1 protein-coding gene is annotated in these 254 nt (G+C 46.5%); it reads right to left on the bottom strand.

Annotated features, from left to right (window positions below; genetic code table 11):
• Positions 1-254 (bottom strand): MutS-related protein (locus MTCD1_RS19730; protein ID WP_438819308.1); only part of this gene is annotated, 254 nt, incomplete at both ends.

Raw genomic sequence — 254 nt, 5'->3', positions numbered from 1 at the left:
GCCCAGGCTAATGATAAACCGTCGTAGGTACTGGTACCGCGTCCAATTTCATCCATCAATACCAAGCTATTAGCGGTGGCATTATGTAAAATGTTCGCTGTCTCTGTCATTTCTACCATAAAGGTAGAGCGACCTGATGCTAAATCATCGGATGCGCCAATCCGGGTGAAAATACGGTCGATTAATGACGTCGTCATTTTCTCCGCTGGTACGAAACTACCGATATGGGCCATCAGGGTGATTAACGCTGTTTG

The sequence above is a fragment of the Colwellia marinimaniae genome (assembly GCF_002207865.1).
GTDB classification, from domain to species: Bacteria; Pseudomonadota; Gammaproteobacteria; order Enterobacterales; family Alteromonadaceae; genus Colwellia; species Colwellia marinimaniae.
The sequence above is the reverse complement of the archived record's forward strand: the minus strand, read 5'-3'. Positions and strand labels throughout refer to the sequence as shown.